Source organism: Gammaproteobacteria bacterium (genome assembly GCA_009838035.1).
In the GTDB taxonomy this organism is placed as follows: domain Bacteria; phylum Pseudomonadota; class Gammaproteobacteria; order Steroidobacterales; family Foliamicaceae; genus Foliamicus.
In genome coordinates this window covers 21,742-38,207 of record VXSK01000004.1, presented here as the reverse complement: position 1 = coordinate 38,207, position 16,466 = coordinate 21,742, and the positions used below count along the sequence as shown (strand labels likewise).

Genomic DNA, 16,466 nt, shown 5'->3' with positions numbered 1-16,466 from the left:
CTCAGCCTCCCGGGCGGAAGAATCCGCTGATGTCGTTGAACAGGGCCACGAACATGATGGCCAGCACCAGCGCCAGCCCCAGCCGCTGCACGGCGAGCTGGGTCCGTTCGCGAATCGGGCGGCCGCGAAGCTTCTCGATCGTCTGGTTCACGATCTGGCCGCCGTCCAGAATCGGAATGGGGAGCAGGTTGAGGATGCCCAGGCTCACGCTGACCAGCGCCAGGAACATGAGGAACGCGACCCCGCTGATCTGGACCGCTTCTCCCGCGTAGCGGGCGATGCCCACGGGCCCGTTCAGGGTGCGCAGCGAAACGTCGCCGGTGAACATGTTGCCGAGCACGCGGAAGGTAAGCGCGGTAATTCGCCCGGTTTCCTGTACGCCTCGCGCCAGTGCCCGCAACGGCCCCAGGCGCTGGGTCACGAACAGGTGCGAACGCGCCTCGGGAGACTGCGTCACGCCGACGAAGCCGATGGCGGCCGGGCCGGCCGCGTCCTGTGCCGGGGCTTCGCTGCGGCTGCCGATCCGCAGGTAGAGCCGTAGCTCCGTCCCGTCACGGGCCACGGTCACGGGCACGCTTTGTCCCGGGCGGGCCCGCACGTAATCGACCCACTCGCGCCAGGTGCCGATGTCCTCCCCGCCAGCCGACAGAATGTGGTCACCGGGCGCGAATCCGGACGCGGCGGCCGGACCGTCCGGAAGGATGTCGCCCAGTATGGGACGCGAATCCCTCATCGGTTCCAAACCGGCCGCGCCGAACAGATTGCCGTTTTCGAGGATGCCCTTCTTCTGCTCGGAGAGATCGAGAAGGAGATCGCGCCGGGCGCCCTGCTCGTCCTCAACGGTGACCTGCACCGTCGGATCGCCCAGGATCTGGTCGACGATGGCCATCGCCGCGGCCTGCCAGGTGGGTGAATCGCGATCCTCCACGGCCACGATCCGGTCGCCGGCGCGCACTCCGGCGCGCTCCGCGGCGCTGCCGGGCGTCACCCCGCCGACCAGTGGGGCGGCCGCCTGTATGCCGACCATGAAGATCATCCAATAGGCCACGATGGCGAACAGGAAATTCATGCCGGGGCCGGCTGCGAGCACGAAGATCCGTTGCCAGTAGGGCCGCCGATTGAAGCTGCGATGCAGTTCTTCCTCGGCAACCGGTCCCTCGCGCTCGTCCAGCAGGCGCACGTATCCGCCCACGGGAAGCGCCCGCAACTGGTACTCGGTCTGGTCCAGGCCCGCCTTTCGTCGCCAGATCGCAGGCCCGAAACCGATCGAAAACTCCAGGACCCTGACTTTCGACATCCGCGCGGCAATGTAATGCCCCCACTCGTGCACGGCAACAAGCAGGCTTATCGCCAGTACGAACGCGCCAATTGCAATCAGGGTATCCACCAGCATGGCAGAACGGTTTCTCTCTCGGGTCGGTCTTTCGCGGGCTTCTTTTCTATGCTACCAAAACAACCGCTCCGGTCCCCACCCTCGGGATCCTAAAGCGGCAGCCAGCCAACAGGCTGAAACACCAGCAATCCCAGCAACGGTGCGGTGGCGATGCTGCTGTCCATGCGGTCCAGCATCCCACCGTGACCGGGCAGCATGCGTCCGCTGTCCTTGAGGCCGGCACGCCGTTTGAACATGCTTACCGTCAAGTCGCCCACCATCGCCAAAGCTCCCACAGCCAGCCCTCCAAGCGTCCAGAACAGTACCGATTGCTGCAGGTAAAAGGATGCGGCAAAGCCGGCGAGGGTTGCCATGATCAGCCCCCCCGCGGCGCCCTCAACGGTCTTGCCGCCGCTAAGGACCGGCGCAAGCTGACGCCGCCCCAACAGCTTTCCGAACACGAACGCCCCCGTGTCGGCCGCCCCGACCAGGACCAGCAACAGAATGAGCAAGTCACCCCGGCCGGTACCAAGAATGGCGAGCACCGCCAGCCACGCGGGCGCCATTCCCAGCAGCCCGCAGCCCAGGACCGCCGAATTGCCGATCGAACCGTACGAACCCCGCAACAACACGATTGCCAATGCCCACCAGGCCACGCCCAGGACCATGACGGCGTGCGACACCGGACTGGGCGGCGGCATCGCAACCGGGACCGCGAGCGCCAGGGCGAAAAGGAGGATCCACGACGATCGCGCCACGGTCCCGGCAAGGCCCGCCATACGCAGCCACTCGCGCCAGCACAGCAACAGGACCAGCCCGATCATCGTCAGTTTGAGGCTGAGCGGTGAAACGCTGGCGACCACGATCGCGGCCACCAGTACCGCCGCCGTCAATATCCTTGGAGGGAGGAAGCGGCTCATGCCGTACCGAATCGGCGCTGCCGCGCCGCATAGTCGTCCAGCGCGGCCTGCAATTCCGCGGACCCGAAATCCGGCCACAGCACGTCGGTGAAATACAGCTCCGTATAGGCCAGGTGCCAGAGCAGGAAGTTGCTGATCCTGCGCTCGCCCCCGCTACGAATCATGAAATCCGGCGGCGGCAGGTCCGCCAGACCGGTGCGGAGCGCAAAGGCTTCCAGGTCGATATCGTCCGGACCCAGCGCTCCGCGGGCCGCGTCCCGGGCCAACTCCTGCGCCACGCCAACGATTTCCTGCTGTCCGCCGTAGGAAAGCGCGACGATCAGTTGCATCCGGTCATTGCGGCGTGTGCCTTCCTCGGCCTTTTCCAGCGCGGCCCGCACGCCCCCCGAAAACCGGCTGCGGTTGCCGATGCAGCGCAGGCGAATGCCGTTTTCGTTCAACAGCCCCATGTGCCGCCGCAGGCTGTCGGTCAGGAGCTTCATAAGTTCGCTTACCTCATCCTGCGGCCGCCGCCAGTTCTCGCTGCTCAGCCCGAACAGCGTAAGCACGGAAATTCCGCGCCGCGCGCACTCCTCGACAATGTTGCGGGCTGCATCCACTCCCGCCCGGTGCCCCTCCGAGCGCGGCCGCCCGCGCCGCGCGGCCCACCGTCCGTTGCCGTCCATGATGATCGCCAGATGCTGCAATGCGTCACTCAAAACAATACCGGGAAGCGATGACGCTAAATCGACATGATTTCCTTTTCCTTCTCCTCCAGCATGGCATCCATCTGCGCAACATGTGCGTCGGTGATCTTCTGCACCTCGTCCGCCGACCGCCGCTCCTCGTCCTCGGAGGCCATCTTTTCCTTGACCAGCTGCCTGATGTCGGCCAGCACGTCGCGCCGGATATTGCGCACCGCCACCCGGCCCATCTCCGCCTCGTGGCGCGCAACCCTCACCAGCTCGCGGCGGCGTTCCTCGGTCAGCTCCGGTATCGGCACGCGGATTACCGTGCCTGCGGTGACCGGATTGAAGCCCAGCCCCGACTCGCGTATAGCCTTTTCGATCGGTTGCACCATGTTGGCCTCCCACGGCGAAACGGCAAGCGTACGCGCGTCCTCCACGGTGATGCTGGCCACCTGTCGCAGGGGCGTGTCCGCGCCGTAGTAGGGCGCCGTCAGGTGATCGATCAGGCCGGCGTGCGCCCGGCCGGTCCGCAGGCGGGACAGATTCGACCGCAGGGCCGCCACGCTCTTGTCCATGCGTTCGATTGCGTCTTCCTGAAGCTCGTCGATCATTTGCCCCCCTTAGCCTCCGCGGACGCGCCGCTCCCGGCGCCCGTCAGGGTCAACCATCGCCGGGGCCCGTCAGCCCTGGTCGGCGGCGCTGGTCACCAGCGTCCCGACGTCTTCGCCCTGCACAATACGCAAGAGGTCGCCGGGCGAGGCGACATCATATACGCGAATCGGCAGGTTGTTGTCCCGGCACATTACGGCCGCCGTGGAGTCCATGACGCCCAGGCGGGCCCCGATCAACTGATCGTGCGAAATTCGTTCGTAACGCTTGGCGTCCGGCTCAAGGTTCGGATCGGCCGAGTACACGCCGTCCACCTTGGTTCCCTTGATGAGCAGGTCGGCGGAGATTTCCACAGCCCGCAGGCTGGCGGCCGTGTCGGTCGAGAGATAGGGATTGCCGGTGCCCGCCGCGAAAATGCATACCCTGCCCTTTTCCAGGTGACGGAGCGCGCGCCGCCGTATGTAGTCCTCGCAGACCGCACGCACGGCCATCGAAGACATGACCCGCACGCCCGCCCCCAGGCGTTCCAGCGCATCCTGAAGCGCCAGGGCGTTGATGACCGTGGCCAGCATTCCCATCTGATCGGCGGTGACCCGGTCCATGCCTGCGCGCGCCAAGCCCTCGCCGCGAAAGATGTTGCCCCCGCCCACCACGACGGCGGTCTGAACGTCCAGATCGGACAGTTCCTTGACCTCGGCGGCAATCCGCCGGAGCATCGACATGTCGATTCCGTGCGGCTCCCGGCCCATCAGGGCCTCCCCGCTCAGCTTCAGCAAAATACGGCGCAGCGGGGACCCCACGCCGGATTACCTGTGCTCGCGAAGCTGAGCCTCGACCTCTTCGGCCAGATCGCTGGTCGGACGTTCTATGCCCTCGCCCACTTCCAGGCGCACGAACCCGCGCACGCGGGCCTTTTGGGAGGCCAGCAGCTTGCCGACGGTCAGCTTGCTGTCGCGCACGTAGATCTGACCGGTGAGGCAGATGCCGTCGAGAAACTTCCGCAAACGTCCTTCCACCATGCGCGCCACGATTTCCGCGGGCTTGCCGGATTCGGCGGCCTGGTCGCTCAGGAAAGTGCGTTCCCGCTCGACGATATCGGCGGGCACGTCATCGGGGGAAACGTGCTGCGGCCGCATCGCTGCCACATGCATCGCAACGTTCTTGCCCAGTTCCGCGTCGCCGCCCTCCATGTCCACGATCACGCCGATACGGTTGTTATGCACATACACGGACGTTTCGCCCTGCGCCTGAATGCGCTCGAAGCGGCGCACGGAAATGTTCTCGCCGATTCGCGCAACCGCATCCTGGCGCGTCTGCTCCAGCGACTGGCCGTCCACTTCCAGCGCCATCAGTTCGTCGAGGGTACCCGGAGCCCCATCTGCCACGGTTTGTGCAATTGACGCGGCATATTCGCGGAAATCCTCGCGGCGCGACACGAAATCGGTTTCGCAATTCACTTCGGCGATCGCGACGGCGCCGCTGCCGTGGGCAACCGCGATGACTCCTTCGGCGGCCGCCCTGCCCGCTTTCTTTTCAGCTGCCGCGGCACCCTTCTTGCGCAACAGGTTGCGCGCGGCTTCCGCGTCGCCGTCGGTCTCGGTGAGCGCCCGTTTGCAATCCATCATGCCCGCGCCGGTCGCTTCGCGCAGGGCCTTGACCTGGGCCGCCGTTATCGCCATTGTCTAGCCCTCCGCATCTGCCGGCGGTGCGCTCTCCTTCTCCTCGGAAGCCGGCGCTGGAGCTTCCGCGGCATCGGCAGCAGGAGCTTCGGCGGCCTTCGGGGCGGAAGCCTCGACCGCCTCCGGCTTCGGCGCTTCCGGAGCAGGCTTTCTTGGCGCCGCCGGGGCCGGGGCTTCAGCGGGCTTCGCGTCCCGGTCCTCCCGCTCCCGGGCAACCGCCGCGGTGCGCCTCGGCATGCGCCGCGATACGCCGCGCAGCCGCGCAGGGGTCTTGGCCCTCGACCGCGGGCGCCCGCTGCGCGCAATGGGCTTGCCGGACTCGTCGAGCTCCACGAACTCGTCGTCGCCCAAGGAGATTTCCGGCATTTCCTCGCGCCCCTTGAGAATCGCGTCCGCGATTCCCCGCGCATAGAGTTCGGCGGCGCGGATGGCGTCGTCGTTGCCGGGGATCATGTAATCCACGTCCTGCGGCGAGCAGTTGGTGTCGACCACCGCCGCCACCGGGATACCGAGCTTCCTGGCTTCGTTCAGGGCAATTCGCTCGTGCTCCAGATCGATGATGAAGACCGCATCCGGAAGCGAGTCCATCGAGCGGATCCCGCCCAGCGAACGCTTCAGCTTTGCCAGTTCGCGCTTGACTCCCAGGCCTTCCTTCTTGGTGAACCGCTCGCGCAGGGTCTCCTCGTCCAGCGCTTCGAGTTCTTCCAGGCGGGCGATGGATTTCTTGATGGTCTTGAGATTGGTGAGGGTGCCGCCCAGCCAGCGATGACTGACGTACGGCATGCCGCAGCGCGTGGCCTCGTTGCGGATCGCATGTTGCGCGGCGCGCTTGGTGCCAACGAAAAGCACGGTGCCGCGCTGCGCCGCCACCGACCGCACGAACTCACAGGTCTTCTTGTAGAGCGGTACCGTCTGCTCCAGATCGATGATGTGAAGCTGGTTGCGTTCGCCATATATGAATGGCGCCATTTTCGGGTTCCAGTGCCTTGCCCGGTGCCCGAAGTGCACGCCCGCATCCAGCATTTCACGCACGCTGATTTCAGCCAATAGCTTGCTCCTGTGAGTACCTAAAAGCCCCGGAAGGCCGAATCCCGGCGGCAAGGACCTGCCGCCACCCGGTGTCCGCCTGCCGGAGCGAGCGCGCAATTTTATAACAACAGGCGTTCCCGTGCGGCGGAAATGCGCGCTACCATTGGCGCCGGCGCCAGCCTTTGCCAGTTCGAAAACATGCAAGTCAGCATCAAGTCCAGCGAGGAGCAGCAACGTATGCGCGTGGCGGGCCGGCTGGCTGCCGAAGTTCTGGACATGATCGGTGCCCATGTGCGCCCGGGGGTGACCACCGGCGAACTGGACCAACTCTGCCACGAGTACATCACCGGGGAGCAGCAGGCCATTCCGGCGCCGCTTAATTACCGCGGTTTTCCGCGCTCTATCTGCACCTCCCTGAACCAGGTGGTCTGCCATGGAATACCCGGCAAACGCAAGCTGCGCGACGGCGACATGCTCAACATCGACATCACGGTGATCAAGGACGGCTTTCACGGCGACACCAGCCGCATATTTCATGTGGGACGGCCGGGCATCAAGGCGCGGCGCCTGGCGCAGATCACTTTCGACGCCATGTGGGCCGGCATACGCGAGATCGCTCCCGGCAAGCAGCTGGGCGACATCGGCCACGCGATCCAGACGGTGGCCGAAGGCCAGGGCCTCAGCGTGGTGCGGGAATACTGCGGCCACGGCATCGGCCGCGTGTTTCACGAGCCACCCAACGTCCTGCACTACGGCGAGCCCGGCACGGGAATGGTCCTGCGCGAAGGCATGACGATCACGGTGGAACCGATGCTCAACGAGGGTCGTCCCGAAACACGGTTGCTGCCGGATGGCTGGACGGTCGTGACCCGCGACCGCAAACTCTCGGCGCAGTGGGAGCATACGGTTCTGGTTTCGGCGGAGGGCTACGAAGTCCTCACGCTGGGAGAAGGCCCGATTGAACCCTGAGCAGACCGTTGCGCCCGCTTCGGCGCCGCCGGCGGCGGATTCGCGGGAACGGCGGATTGACGCCTGCCGCGCCCGAATCCGCGCGCACGAGGAACGGGTTCGCGGCGAGTTCCTGCGCAGCCGGGAGAGCACGCCCGAACTGCTGAAGCGGCGCGCCCGGCAACTCGACGAACTGCTCTGCGAGGTGTGGCACGCGCACGCGGGCCCGGCGCTGAGCGGGGCTGGCCTGCTGGCGGTGGGGGGCTACGGCCGCGAGGAAATGTATCCCGCATCGGACGTCGACGTGCTGGTCCTGATGCCGCAGGGTTACTCGCGCAGCGCCAGGAATGAAGTCGGCGCGTTTCTGGCGTTTCTCTGGGACGTGGGACTCAAGCCCGGTCACGGCACCCGCACCGTGGCCGAATCGCGCGACCAGGCACGCGCCGACGTCACGATCATGACCTCGCTGCTGGAAGCGCGCCTGCTGACGGGCTCGGACAAGCTCTTCGGGCAACTCGGCAAGGCGATCAACGCGCGCGGCGTCTGGTCTTCGACGCAGTTCTACCGGGCCAAGGTCAGGGAGCAGGAGCAGCGCAACGCCGAGTACGGCGACACGGCCTCCAATCTCGAACCGGACGTCAAGAACGGACCGGGCGGATTGCGCGACCTGCACACGGTGCAATGGATTCTCAAGCGCCGGTTCGGATCGACGGCGCTGGAAACCCTGGTCGAACGGGGGCTGATCTCCGCCGAGCAGCTGGTCGGACTGCACCGGGCGCGCGATTTCCTCTCGCAGGTGCGCTTCGCCTTGCACCTGAACAGCGGGCGCATGGAGGACCGGCTGCTGTTCGAGCACCAGAAACAGCTTGCCGGCAACTTCGGCTATCACGACCAGACCGGCAATCGCGCGGTAGAGCAGTTCATGCAGCGTTACTACCGGACCACGCGCAGAGTATCGCTGTTCAATGAAGTCGTTCTCCAGCGGCTTGGCGACGTCATCGGCCGGACCCGGACCGCGGAGCGGCGCGTCAACGCGCGGTTCCTGACGCGCAACGGCTACCTGGAGTCGAAGCGGCCCAGGCTGCTGGAGGTCTCGCCGCGGGCAGTGCTGGAACCGTTCCTGCTGCGCCAGAAGCATGCCGAAATTCGCGGATTCAGCGCCCCCCTGGTCGAGCGGCTGATGGAAGCCGCGCCGAGGATCGACAGCGAGTTCCGCAAGGACCTGAAGAATCGCCGCACGTTCATGCAAATCCTGTCCGCCCCCGCCGACGCGCCCAGCCAGCTTGAAGCGATGAACCGCTACGGGATCCTGGGCGCCTACATTCCCCAATTCGGGCTGATCACCGGGCGGATGCAGTACGACCTCTTTCACAGCTACACGGTCGACGTGCACATCCTGCGCGTGGTCCGCAATATCCGCCGTTTCGGACTGCCCGAAGGGCAAAAGAGGGATTCGGGGCTCCGGGAGATCATGGAACGAATCGAAAACCCCGCCGTGCTCTATATCGCGGGGCTGTTTCACGATATCGCCAAGGGCCGCGGCGGCGACCACTCGGAACTGGGCGCCGGCGACGCGGAACAATTCTGCTCGGACCACGGACTGAGTGCCCGCGAGTCGGCCCTGGCGGCGTGGCTGGTGCGGCACCACCTGGATCTGTCGATGACGGCCCAGAAAAAGGACGTCTACGACCCGGCGGTCATTCGCGATTTTGCCCGCCTGGTGGGCGACCAGGTCCACCTGGATCATCTCTATCTGCTGACCGTGGCCGACGTGCGGGGAACCAATCCAGGCCTGTGGACGGCCTGGAAAGCCCGCGCCTTCGAAGACCTCTACCGCCAGACCGAGCGGGCGCTGCGAATGAACATAGAGCACCCCCGCGGGACCGGGGAACTGCTGAGGGAGCGCGAACATGCCGCATTGGCCGAGCTGCGCGGCCGCGGACTTGAGGAAGAAGGGATTCGCGACATCTGGAGCGGTTTCGCCGAGGACTATTTCTGGCTTTTCCGCGACGACGAGATCGTGTGGCACACGACGGCGCTGCACGAAGGCCCTTCCGGGGGCTTCCTGGTCGCCTCGCGCGCCCATACGGCCGACGGAAACACCGCGATACTGGTCCACGGTCCGTCCGCGGTGCGCCGTTTCTTCATTACCTGCTCGGTGCTGGACGCGAAGGGACTGAACATCCTGGATGCGCGCATCCTGCCCTCCGGGGGCCGGCGCAGCCTTGCGCAATACCTGGTCGTGCAGCGCGATGGCGCTCCGCTGCACGACGCCGACCAGCTCGAAGTCATCTGCGATTCCCTGCGTGAAGCGCTGGCCAGGGGCGACCTGCCGTCACGGCCTGCAAGCCGCAAGCTGCCGAGGCGGCTGCGGGCCTTCGACGTCGGTGTTGAGGTGAGTTTCCGCGCCGATCCCCGCGGGCGCCACACGGTAATGGAGTTGATTACCACGGACCGGCCGGGCCTCCTGGGGCTGGTGGGGGGCATCCTGACCCGGCAGGAAATCGCCGTTCGCACGGCCAAGATCGCGACCATCGGCGAGCGCGCCGAGGACGTTTTCCATCTCGCCGATGTGGGGCGCAAGCCATTGTCGGCCAGCCGCCGGGAGAAACTGCTGGCCGCCCTGAAAAAAGAACTTGAGGACGGCTAACGGCCGCCACCGGCCTCCAGCATGCCCTCGCGCAGCGCCAGGCGCACGAAGGGCACGGTCAGTTGCTTGCTGCGGCTGGCCGCCAGGGCCGCGAGCTGGTCCACCAGAATGAAAACGTCACTGGGATTGCGGCGCACGCGCCGCATCAGGAACCGCGCGGTCGCCTCCGGCAGCTTGATGCCGCGGCTGCGCACCCTGAGCTGCACGGCCTCCAGCCGCTCCTCGTCCGTCAGCGGTTGCAGCTTCCAGATCTGTCCCGAAGCGAGTCGAGTGCGCATGTCGTCACGCTCAAAGTCCGCCCCGGCCGGTGTGCTGGCCGCCGCCAGCACCAGCCGGGAGCCGCGCCTTTCGAGTTCCCGGCAAAGACCGCCCATCGCCTCCTCGACCTCGGGAGCGCCCGCGATCTTCTCGGCGTCATCGATGCACAGCAGGTCGATCCTGCGCAGGGCATCCAGCGCATCCGGCTTGAAACCGGCATGCGCGGGCAGATAGGCCGAGGTCAATCCTGCGTCCGTTGCCGCCCTGACGGTAGCCAGCAACAGATGGGTCTTGCCGGTGGCGGGAGCGCCCCATAACCAGAACGGAGCGGCGATTTCCCTGTCGATCAGGTTTCGTAACGCCGACACGACGTCCGCGTTGGCGCCGTTGTAGAAATTCTCGAAGACGCAGGGATCCTCGCGGCTCACGTCGAGCTGCAATTGATGCCTGTCGCCCTCGACGGACCCGACGCCCTGCCGCTTGCGCTGCGCGGCGAGCCGCGAACCGCTCAGCACGTAATCCACGCCGCTCAACACGGCCAGCAACAGCGCCAGCGCCCCGCCGATCTGAATCCAGTCAGCCGGAATAAACCCGCCGAACGCCTGGGTGGCTATCACGGCCACCCCCAGAACGATCTGCACGAAGGTGTTCAGCCGGCTGACCCGGGAGGGCCGCGGGCGCAGCTCACCCCTCATCACGCGGAAGGTTTGCCAGCCGATGGTGATCACGAGGTCGCGCACGATGACCACGACCGCCAGCCAGACCGGAATATGCGAAAGCACGGCCAGGGTGACGTAAACGCTGGCAATCAGAATCTTGTCCGCCATCGGATCCAGGATCGACCCGATATAACTGTCCAGCCCCCAGCGCTTGGCCAGGAAACCATCCAGCCAGTCGGATACGGCGGCGACGGCCAGCAGCAGCAGCGCCTGACCATAGGCGCCGCGGGCAAGGGCCGTCACGATGACCGGCGCGAGCAACAGCCGGAACACGCAGATCAGGTTCGGAACGTGGCGCTTGAGGCTCATGAACCCGTCCTGGTCAGTTCAAACGAAATCCCCAGGGAACCCAGCGCCTCGCGCAGCGGGGATTCGGCTGTCCGGGAGGTGATCCGCAGCGTCAACTCGTCTCCCGCGGCCCCCTGCACCTGCCACTCCCGTACCGCCTGCAGGGAGTTCAGGCCCTCCTTGAGGCTTGCGTACGCCTGAAGGTCCGGAACAGGGGCCACCTGCAGGACGTACGAGCGCACGGGTCCCTGGCTGGCCATGAAACGCTCGGCCAGCATGTCCGTCACACGGTGGACCGCTTCGGTAGCGTCGCTTGTCCATACTGCTTGCCAGAATCCGTCCTCGCGCAATCTCCACTCGATATCTTCGAGCGCTCCGGGAACAGCCACCCTTCCCAGGACCATCAATCGATCGTCGTCGGGCGGCAGGCAGGCAAAATCGCCGATCCAAAGCTTTTCGGCGCATTGCCCGGCGGCCTGCGGAACCGGCACGGGCGCGAAGTCGATTTCGATGCCGCGTAGCGCCGTAACTTCCTCGAAAGTCCGACTCAGCGCGCCGCTGAAGACGTTGCGGACGTTCATGGCCTGTGGGGGCGTGTCGGCGAAACCCACCGGCCGGAACAGCCATCTTTCTCCGTCGTTGACGACCAGCCACAGGTAAAGGCCGGTCCTGCCGCCTTCCCAGATGCCCTCGCCGGCCTCCTCCAGGATCCGGCGAACCAGCGGCTCGTCGAACTCCGCTTCCAGACGTCCCCCGTTGATGACGCGGAACTGTCGCACGATGCTCGTGGCGGGCGGGAAGCGGTCGGCGAGTTCGGCTGCGCCCCTGCGCCCGGTAATCCTGATCAGCAATCGCGCGAGCGCGTCCTGCAGGGCCGTGTCCCTGCCCTCCTGACTTGAGTCGGGCAATGGCGCGGTTGAACTGAAGGACGTTTGGGCTAAAGTTGCGGCGGACGCCAGCAACAGCGTCAGGGCCAAGGCCAACGGCACGATACGCGAGAGCATGGAAACGGGCATTATAGGATGTGCGGCTTCCCGAAAGAGAGGGTTCGAGTGAGCAAACCGATCACCTACAGCGGCGCCGGCGTGGACCTTGAGCGCGGCGCGGAAATCGTCCGCCGTATCGCACCGCTGGCACGGAAAACGCACCGCCCCGGCGTGCTGGGCGGAATCGGCGGTTTCGGCGGTCTGTTCGAGGTGCCTCGCGGAAAATACCGGGAACCCGTACTGGTAGCGGGCACCGACGGTGTCGGCACCAAGCTCAGGTTATGCGGCGAAGCGGGCCGCATGGAGGCGCCGGGCGTGGACCTGGTGGCCATGTGCGTGAACGACCTGCTGGCCATGGGGGCCGAGCCCCTGTTTTTCCTGGACTACTGCGCGGCCAATCGCCTGGATCCCGAGCGCCTTGAACCATTGCTGAGGGGCATCGTGCGCGGCTGCAGGGAAGCGGGCGCCGCTCTGCTGGGCGGCGAGACCGCGGAGCTGCCCAACACCTACGTCGATGACGGACTGGAACTCGTTGGATTCTGCGTCGGTGTGGCCGAGAAGGACCGGCTGCTGGACGGCAGCGGCGTCAGGCAAGGCGACCTCCTGCTGGGCCTGTCCTCATCCGGGCCGCATTCCAACGGTTACTCGCTGGTACGCCGAATCGTGGAAAAAGCCGGTGGCGTGCAGGCCCTGGACGGCAGCCTGATCGACGCGCTGTGCGAGCCCACCAGAATCTACATACCCTCCGTATTGCCGCTGGCGCAATCGGGGCGGCTGAAAGCGATTGCCCATATCACCGGCGGAGGCCTGCCGGAGAACGTCGAGCGCATCGTTCCGGACGGCCTTGCCGCCAGGATCGACACCGGCGCCTGGGGCCGGCCGGCGGTCTTCGACTGGCTGAGCCGCGAAGGGCCGGTTGAACGCGAGGAGATGCTGCGTACCTTCAACTGCGGTATCGGGCTGGTCCTGGCCGTGGGCCCCGACGAAGCGGCGGCGGTGCGCGAAGACCTGGTTGCGGCGGGCGAGGAGGTCCACGAAATCGGCCGGGTGGAAACCGGCGCCGGCGTGACGCTCGACTAGGGCCGTGAGCTTGAGAACCGTCGTTCTGCTCTCCGGCACGGGCACGAACTTTCAGGCCATCCTTGACCGCAGGGCTTCGGGATCGCTGGCCATAGAGCCGGTCGGCGCGCTCAGCGACCGGCCCGATGCGCAGGGGCTCGAGCGCGCCCGCCGCGCGGGAATACCGGCCATCGCCATGCCCCGCGGCGATTTCCCCGACGCGCACTCCTGGTGGGACGAAATCGCGGCGCGCTTGCGGGCGCTCTCGCCCGACGTGCTGGTGCTGGCCGGTTTCATGCGCATCCTCCCGCCGGAGCTGTGCAGGGAATACAAGGGGCGGGTGCTCAACATTCATCCGTCGCTGCTGCCCAGGTTCCCCGGCCTCAATACCTACCGAAGGGTGCTGGCCGCGGGAGACCGCTGGCACGGAACCACCGTGCATTTCGTGACGGAGGATCTCGACGCCGGCCCCCGCGTCGCACAGGCGCGCATCCGGGTCGGCAGCGGCGACGACCCAGACACGCTGCGCGCCAGGGTTCAAGCCTGCGAACATGTCCTGTATCCTCGCGTCCTGGAATGGATGTCGCAGGGCCGCCTGACGATGGGCGCCCGGCACGCGATACTGGACGGAAGCGATTTGAGCGAACCCGTGGTGTTTGAAGAAGGACAACTCCTGTGACCCTCGCGCGGATGGCGATTGCAGCCTGTCTGCTGGCGCTGGCCGGGCCGGCGATCACTTCCGAAGTCGCCGAGGCGCAGCGGGCCATCGACAGCATCGGCGTGCTGTACGACGTCGATGCGCCGTTCGGCCAGCGCGCGCTGAGCCTGAGCCTGGTCCGCCGCGACGGCGACGGCTTCGTCTACGAAACCTACTCCCGCGGCCTGGGCCTGGCCCGCCTGGTCATCTCGTCCGACGCCCTGGAGAGCACCCGGTTCGTTCTCGATGAAGATGGCATGGTGCAGCCCCTGGGCTACCTGTGCCGTTCCTGCGACGGCCGCAAGGACGGGCTGGTAGAAATCGCCTATGACCCGGATGCCAGCCTGGCCGTCTATAGCGAAAAGGAAGAATTGCTGGAGTTCGGACTGGACATGCGCGCGATGGACCGCAAGTCATGGGAAATCCAGACCATGCTGGACATCGCAGCGGGCCGTCCTTTGGACGTGGAGCCCACGCTCGAAGGCGGAAAGCTCAAGTTGTACAGCAGCGAGAGGCTCGGCAATGAGACTCTGAGCACTCGTGCCGGCGAACTTCAAACCCGTAAGTACCGCCGCCAGCGCGAAGGGTCCGACAATTTCCAGTATCTCTGGTACGCGCGCGAACTGGGATGGCTGCCCGCCCGCTGGGAGATCTGGCGCAAGGACAGGCGCACGGTGATCATCGAGGCGTACGAATTCGCCTGGGGCGAGGATGCGGCGCTGGCCATGCGGGCCGACTGGCTGAAATAGGGAGTCCCGCGGAACCTGTGAGCATCGGCCCGGACAGCTGGATTCGGCGGATGGCCGTCGAACACCGCATGATAGAACCGTTCGCCGAGCAGCAGGTCCGCCGGGTAGGAGAGAGGCGGGTGATCTCGTACGGAGTCTCCAGCTACGGCTACGACGTGCGCTGCGCCAACGAGTTCAAGGTGTTCACCAATATCCACTCTGCAGTCGTCGACCCCAAGCAGTTCGAGAGCAAGAGCTTCGTTTCGCTGAGCGGCGATCACTGCGTAATCCCGCCCAATTCGTTTGCGCTGGCGCGCACGGTGGAATACTTCCGCATTCCCAGAAACGTGCTGACGATCTGCCTGGGCAAATCCACCTACGCGCGCTGCGGCATCATCGTGAACGTCACGCCGCTGGAGCCGGAATGGGAAGGTTACGTGACGCTGGAATTCTCGAACACCACTCCGCTGCCGGCCAAGATTTACGCCAACGAGGGCGTGGCGCAGATGATTTTCTTCCAGGCGGGCGAGGAGTGCGAAACCTCGTACCGGGACCGCGGCGGCAAGTACCAGGGACAGACCGGCGTGACCCTGCCCAAGGCCTGAACTGCGTCTTCGCGGAATGGCCAGGGTGGCGTTCATGGGGCTGGGGGTGATGGGCTACCCGATGGCCGGGCACCTGGCGCGCGCGGGGCACGCGGTCACGGTATTCAACCGCACGCGCTCCACGGCCGAGCGCTGGGTGAAGGAATACGGCTGTACGTCGGCGGCCAGTCCTGCCGCGGCCTGCGAGGACGCTGAGTTCGCGTTTACCTGCGTGGGGCGCGACGAGGACGTCCGTGCCGTGACGCTGCAGCGGGACGGCGCGTTTGCCGGCATGAGCGGCGGGGCGGTTCTGGTCGATCACACCACCACTTCGGCCGAACTCGCGCGCGAACTGGACGGCAGCGCGCGCGAGCGCGATCTTGCTTTCGTGGACGCGCCCGTATCCGGGGGTCAGGCGGGGGCCGAGAACGGCAAGCTGGCGATCATGGCGGGTGGACGCGAGAAGGACTACGACCGCGTGCTTCCGCTTCTCGAATGCTACGGCGCGCGGATCGACCTCATGGGGCCGGCCGGCGCGGGCCAGCTCACCAAGATGGTCAACCAGGTCTGCATCGCCGGACTCGTACAGGCGCTCTCGGAAGGCCTGAACTTCGCGCAGCGCTCCGGCCTCGACGGCGAGCAGGTCGCGCGCCTGATCGGCGCCGGAGCGGCCCAGTCCTGGCAGCTCGACAACCGCCACGCCACGATGCTGGCCGACGAGTTCGAATTCGGCTTCGCGGTGGACTGGATGCGCAAGGATCTCGGCTACGCCATGGACGAAGCCAGGCGCAACGGCGCCGAACTCCCCGTGGCCGAACTGGTGGACCGTTTCTACGCCGAGATTCAGGCCATGAGCGGCGGGCGCTGGGACACGTCCAGCCTGATCCGCCGCCTGCGCAAGGAGGGGCAAGCCGGCCGATAAGCCGGGTTCTGTCGGGGGCAATCATTCATCTAGGGCCGCCGTCGCCGGCGGCCTCGAGCAGCTTACCCGGAAGCGCGTGCGGACATACGCATTGCTTCCCTATTCAGCCTTGCTCCGGACGGGGTTTACCCTGCCACGGCCGTTGCCGGCCGCGCGGTGCGCTCTTACCGCACCATTTCACCCTTACCCGGCATTCCCGAGGGCGCCGGGCGGTATTTTTTCTGTGGCACTTTCCGTAGGCTTGCGCCCCCCAGGCGTTACCTGGCGTCCCGTCCGCCGGAGCCCGGACTTTCCTCCCGCCGCACCGGAAAACCCGGCGCGACCGGCGATTGCCTGGCCGGCTTGCCCAA

General features: G+C 66.2%; 15 protein-coding genes, 1 other RNA gene and 1 pseudogene. 7 read left to right on the top strand and 10 right to left on the bottom strand.

The window, feature by feature from the left end; translation table 11 throughout:
* Position 1: 1 nt before the first annotated feature.
* The 7 genes from rseP to rpsB all read right to left on the bottom strand — a co-directional run bounded on the left by rseP (position 2) and on the right by rpsB (position 6,295).
* Positions 2-1,393: an RIP metalloprotease RseP gene (rseP, locus tag F4Y72_04140; GenBank protein MXZ27475.1), complete on the bottom strand. Its 1,392-nt coding sequence runs from the start codon at positions 1,391-1,393 to the stop codon at positions 2-4.
* A gap of 89 nt (positions 1,394-1,482) precedes the next feature.
* On the bottom strand, positions 1,483-2,292 hold the full coding sequence (locus F4Y72_04135) for a phosphatidate cytidylyltransferase (protein ID MXZ27474.1): 810 nt from the start codon (positions 2,290-2,292) through the stop codon (positions 1,483-1,485).
* Entirely contained in the window at positions 2,289-2,957 is a 669-nt protein-coding gene (gene uppS / locus F4Y72_04130; protein MXZ27473.1) for a di-trans,poly-cis-decaprenylcistransferase, read from the bottom strand. The genes F4Y72_04135 and uppS overlap by 4 nt, the downstream gene beginning before the upstream one ends.
* Positions 2,958-3,013: 56 nt before the next feature.
* Positions 3,014-3,571 (bottom strand): ribosome recycling factor, encoded by a 558-nt coding sequence (locus F4Y72_04125; GenBank protein ID MXZ27472.1) that lies wholly within the window; start codon positions 3,569-3,571, stop codon positions 3,014-3,016.
* A 69-nt stretch (positions 3,572-3,640) separates the two neighbouring features.
* Positions 3,641-4,369: a UMP kinase gene (locus F4Y72_04120; GenBank protein ID MXZ27471.1), complete on the bottom strand. Its 729-nt coding sequence runs from the start codon at positions 4,367-4,369 to the stop codon at positions 3,641-3,643.
* 6 nt (positions 4,370-4,375) lie between these two features.
* A complete protein-coding gene (locus tag F4Y72_04115; protein MXZ27470.1) occupies positions 4,376-5,248 on the bottom strand; it encodes an elongation factor Ts in 873 nt (290 codons plus the stop codon).
* A gap of 3 nt (positions 5,249-5,251) precedes the next feature.
* Positions 5,252-6,295 carry a 30S ribosomal protein S2 gene (rpsB, locus tag F4Y72_04110; protein ID MXZ27469.1) on the bottom strand — a complete coding sequence of 348 codons (1,044 nt, stop codon included), beginning with the start codon at positions 6,293-6,295 and terminating at the stop codon, positions 5,252-5,254.
* Between the two features lie 180 nt (positions 6,296-6,475).
* Here rpsB and map point away from each other — a divergent pair, with 180 nt between their 5' ends.
* Both map and glnD read left to right on the top strand, forming a co-directional pair.
* On the top strand, positions 6,476-7,246 hold the full coding sequence (gene map, locus F4Y72_04105) for a type I methionyl aminopeptidase (GenBank protein ID MXZ27468.1): 771 nt from the start codon (positions 6,476-6,478) through the stop codon (positions 7,244-7,246).
* On the top strand, positions 7,179-9,875 hold the full coding sequence (gene glnD / locus F4Y72_04100; GenBank protein MXZ27467.1) for a [protein-PII] uridylyltransferase: 2,697 nt from the start codon (positions 7,179-7,181) through the stop codon (positions 9,873-9,875). The genes map and glnD overlap by 68 nt, the downstream gene beginning before the upstream one ends.
* Here glnD and F4Y72_04095 read toward each other — a convergent pair.
* Complete coding sequence (locus tag F4Y72_04095) at positions 9,872-11,161, bottom strand: hypothetical protein (GenBank protein MXZ27466.1); 1,290 nt, start codon at positions 11,159-11,161, stop codon at positions 9,872-9,874. The genes glnD and F4Y72_04095 overlap by 4 nt on opposite strands.
* Positions 11,158-12,156, bottom strand: a complete 999-nt coding sequence (locus tag F4Y72_04090) for a DUF2066 domain-containing protein (GenBank protein ID MXZ27465.1) — start codon at positions 12,154-12,156, stop codon at positions 11,158-11,160. The genes F4Y72_04095 and F4Y72_04090 overlap by 4 nt, the downstream gene beginning before the upstream one ends.
* A gap of 6 nt (positions 12,157-12,162) precedes the next feature.
* On the opposite strand from F4Y72_04090, the gene F4Y72_04085 reads away from it, so the two are divergent.
* The 5 genes and pseudogenes from F4Y72_04085 to F4Y72_04065 all read left to right on the top strand — a co-directional run bounded on the left by F4Y72_04085 (position 12,163) and on the right by F4Y72_04065 (position 16,095).
* Positions 12,163-13,206, top strand: coding sequence for a phosphoribosylformylglycinamidine cyclo-ligase (locus F4Y72_04085; protein ID MXZ27464.1), 1,044 nt, complete (start codon positions 12,163-12,165; stop codon positions 13,204-13,206).
* Positions 13,207-13,216: 10 nt separating this feature from the next.
* Positions 13,217-13,864 carry a phosphoribosylglycinamide formyltransferase gene (locus tag F4Y72_04080; GenBank protein ID MXZ27463.1) on the top strand — a complete coding sequence of 216 codons (648 nt, stop codon included), beginning with the start codon at positions 13,217-13,219 and terminating at the stop codon, positions 13,862-13,864.
* On the top strand, positions 13,861-14,631 hold the full coding sequence (locus F4Y72_04075; GenBank protein ID MXZ27462.1) for a hypothetical protein: 771 nt from the start codon (positions 13,861-13,863) through the stop codon (positions 14,629-14,631). The genes F4Y72_04080 and F4Y72_04075 overlap by 4 nt, the downstream gene beginning before the upstream one ends.
* A gap of 17 nt (positions 14,632-14,648) precedes the next feature.
* On the top strand, positions 14,649-15,215 hold the full coding sequence (locus F4Y72_04070) for a dCTP deaminase (GenBank protein MXZ27461.1): 567 nt from the start codon (positions 14,649-14,651) through the stop codon (positions 15,213-15,215).
* 16 nt (positions 15,216-15,231) lie between these two features.
* Positions 15,232-16,095, top strand: a pseudogene (locus F4Y72_04065) (NAD(P)-dependent oxidoreductase).
* 2 nt (positions 16,096-16,097) lie between these two features.
* Here F4Y72_04065 and rnpB read toward each other — a convergent pair.
* Positions 16,098-16,461: RNase P RNA component class A (rnpB, locus tag F4Y72_04060), an RNA gene on the bottom strand.
* Positions 16,462-16,466 lie beyond the last annotated feature (5 nt).